3 protein-coding genes are annotated in these 2925 nt (G+C 64.7%); all 3 read right to left on the reverse strand.

All coding sequences use genetic code 11. The features are described from left to right. Positions 1-325: TadE/TadG family type IV pilus assembly protein (locus tag EN780_RS31170; RefSeq protein WP_189556886.1), on the reverse strand; the 325-nt coding region annotated here is incomplete at its 3' end. After that, positions 325-2325, reverse strand: coding sequence for a pilus assembly protein TadG-related protein (locus tag EN780_RS31175; protein ID WP_128276194.1), 2001 nt, complete (start codon positions 2323-2325; stop codon positions 325-327). The genes EN780_RS31170 and EN780_RS31175, both read right to left, overlap by 1 nt. Before the next feature lie 346 nt (positions 2326-2671). Beyond that, on the reverse strand, positions 2672-2925 hold a 254-nt coding region (locus EN780_RS31180; RefSeq protein WP_281035389.1), incomplete at its 5' end, for a TCP-1/cpn60 chaperonin family protein.

The following is a 2925-nucleotide window of genomic DNA, read 5'->3' on the forward strand; positions in this document are numbered from 1 at the left end:
CCACCTTGATGGTGCCGCCGGTGCCGCTGAGGCCGCTGGTCACCACCGCCATGATGTTGGCGGCGAGCGTGGCGCCGCCGGTCGAGGTCACCTTGTCGGCGCCGAGCAGGGCATAATTGGAGCCGGCCGAGATCGCCGAGGTCAGATCGAATTTTGCCTTGAGCGAAGCGCCGATATCGACGGTCCCGGCTAGGATGGTGATCAGCACCGGGCTGACCAGCGCGAACTCGACCGCCGAGACGCCGGATCGATCGCGGCAGAGGGAGCGGGCGAGGGCCGAGCCGCGCAACAAGCGCGGCAGGCGGCGAAGGATGTTTGAAATCATCACTGGACCAAGCTCACTTTGCTCGCGGTGGAGGCGCTCGTGGCGGCGATGCATTCGCTCGCAGCGGCCGTGCCGCCCGACAGCGTGATGCGCGAGCCGATCATCTGCAGGCATTTGGTGGCGTCGGTGGCCGAGCCGAGCACGCTGGAGCCGCCGTTCATGATGATCGGGCCATAGGGGAAATAGAAGGCGCCGGAGATCTGCGCATTGGAGCCGCCTTCGGCGAAGGTGGCGCCGGCGGTGACCAAGGTCGAGGTCGGCCCGATCACGGCGAGCTTGGCCGTGGCGCCGGTCTGCGGCGCGGTGAGCACGATGTTGCTGTAGCCGGCCGCCACGCAGAAGACATAGCCGTTGCAGCTTCCCGAGCTCGATTTGGCCTTGCCCGACAGCACCAGCGTCACATCGGTGCCGCTGATGCTGATCGTCGAGCCGCCGCAGCTGGCGCTGCCGCCTCCGCTGCCGCCGAGCGCGAAATAGCCGTCCACCGTGTAGATGCCGGCGCCGAGCAGGATGGCGCCCGAGCCGATGAAGTTGCCTTCGATGTCGTGCTGCGCCGTGGCCGGCACGACAAAGCAGCTGCCGCCACCGCCGCCGTTCACATTGCCGACCACCTGGAACACGCCCGAACTGGTGGCGTCGGCCAGGATAGTCTTGGAACCGCCGCCGAGCGTGATGGCATCGCCATTGCTGCCGGGGCCGATCTTGTAGCTGTTGGCGGTGCCGGAGCCGAAGGTCAGCGTCGCGCCGCCGGTGTTGTTGAAGCCACCGGGCAGCTCGAACGTGCTCGGCCCGCCAAAGGTGAGCGTGCTGGTGTTGCAGAGGCTGACACGCGCGGTGCCGCCGCAGGTGTTGTCGCTGATGCCGATCTTGAAGGTGCCGGCGCCGAACGTCGTGGTGGCGCCGCCGCCGGTCGTCAGGCCCTTGGTGAAGTTGAAGGTTCCGGCGCCGAAGGTCGTGGTTCCGGCCGTGGTCAGTGTCTTGGCGAAATTGTAGGTGCCGGGGCCGAATTTGGTCGTGGCGCTGGTCGTGAGGTCGCCGGCGATGTTGTAGACGGTGCTCGCAGCACCACTGGTGGCGAAATTGAGGTTGATGCCGCCGCCGATGGTGATGGTGCCCAAGTTGACCGTGGTCTTGCTGCCGCAATTCAGCGTCCAGGTCGAGGTCGCCGATGCCCAGCTGGCCGTGCAGCCGAGCGTGGTTGCCTGGCTCTGCGTCGAGCTCTGGTTCCATGCGAAAGCGATATCGCTGCCGGTGGGGGTGGTCGGCGCCGTCGGCGCGGTCGTCGTCGAAAGCGCGGCCACGGTTGTGATACGGGCAACGGCGGCGGCGACGGCCGTGTTGCCGGCCAGCGGATCGGCGGTGTACTTCTTGGAGATCGTGCCGGTGATGCCGCTGCAGGGCTGGCTTGGTGCCGTCGTCGAATTGTAGTTGACGCCGATCGCCGAGATGGTCGTGCCGCAAGGCACCGTCACTGTGTTGTTCGACGAGACCGTGCATTTCGGCGCGCTGATCTTGGTGCCGCCGGAAAGCGTGATGCCGGTCTGGGTGCCGTCGAGCGCCAGCATGCAGCCGGGTGTCGACGCCGCCGCACCGACTTCTGCGATCGAGTTGGCGTGGATGTTCAACTGTTGGCGGTCCTGCAGCACCCGGGCCAGGATCAGCGATTTCGGCGTGTTTATCGTCACCGAAACAGCTTTCATGCCGCTAGTCTTCGGCGACGTCACCAGCGAGGCCTGCACGTCGGCCGCAGGCACTCCGTTGAGGACGGCGACATTGACCGCCGTCGCCTTCATCTGATCGGTGGACTTCGTAGCGTTGTAGGCAAGCGCGCCGGCAAAGGCCGAGAGGTCGGCGATGCGCTGGTTGTCGGAGCGCTCGACCAAGGCTCCGCCATATTCGGTGACCAGCGCAGCCATGCCGATGAGCAGCGGCAGCACCAGGGCCGAGATGATGAGGACGTTGCCATCGCGGCTACGCGAAAACCGCCGGAAAATCTGCATGAGGCTGACCTGAAGAACGCTGCAATCTCGAGCAACCTGGCGGTGCTCCGTTCTTTAGTAACCGTGAATGTGTTAAAATTTATTGTCCTACAATTTCCGGCTCGGTTCACGAGCCTTGATCGAAATAGCTGATTTGGTTGACAATTTGCTCAGGAAAGAGTCAGCGGGCAGGACTTAGAGCCGCAAGGCCTTCGCTGACGCAGCGTTAAGCGACAACGGAAAGGGCGCCTTTCGGCGCCCTTTCCGTATGCTTCGCGAGAGAGGCTGGATTAGAAATCCATGCCGCCACTCAAGCCCGCTTGCGGGCTTGAGCATTGTTAGTTGATGGGCGTGCTTTATGGACTTCTTAGAAGTCCATGCCGCCCATGCCGCCCATGCCGCCGCCGGGCATGCCACCGGGCATGCCGCCGGCCGACTCCTTCTTCGGAGCCTCGGCGATCATGGCTTCGGTGGTGACCAAGAGGCCGGCGACTGAGGCCGCGTCCTGCAGGGCGGTGCGAACGACCTTGACCGGGTCGACGATGCCCATGGCGATCATGTCGCCATATTCGCCGGTCTGGGCGTTGTAGCCGAAGGTGGCGCCCTTGTTGTCCAGGATCT

The organism is Mesorhizobium sp. M4B.F.Ca.ET.089.01.1.1 (genome assembly GCF_004022605.1).
GTDB classification, from domain to species: domain Bacteria; phylum Pseudomonadota; class Alphaproteobacteria; order Rhizobiales; family Rhizobiaceae; genus Mesorhizobium; species Mesorhizobium abyssinicae.

Bases quoted from the DNA above. Each gene is read 5' to 3' on its own strand.
- EN780_RS31175 (WP_128276194.1), bottom strand. From the start codon at position 2,325: ATGCAGATTTTCCGGCGGTTTTCGCGTAGCCGCGATGGCAACGTCCTC.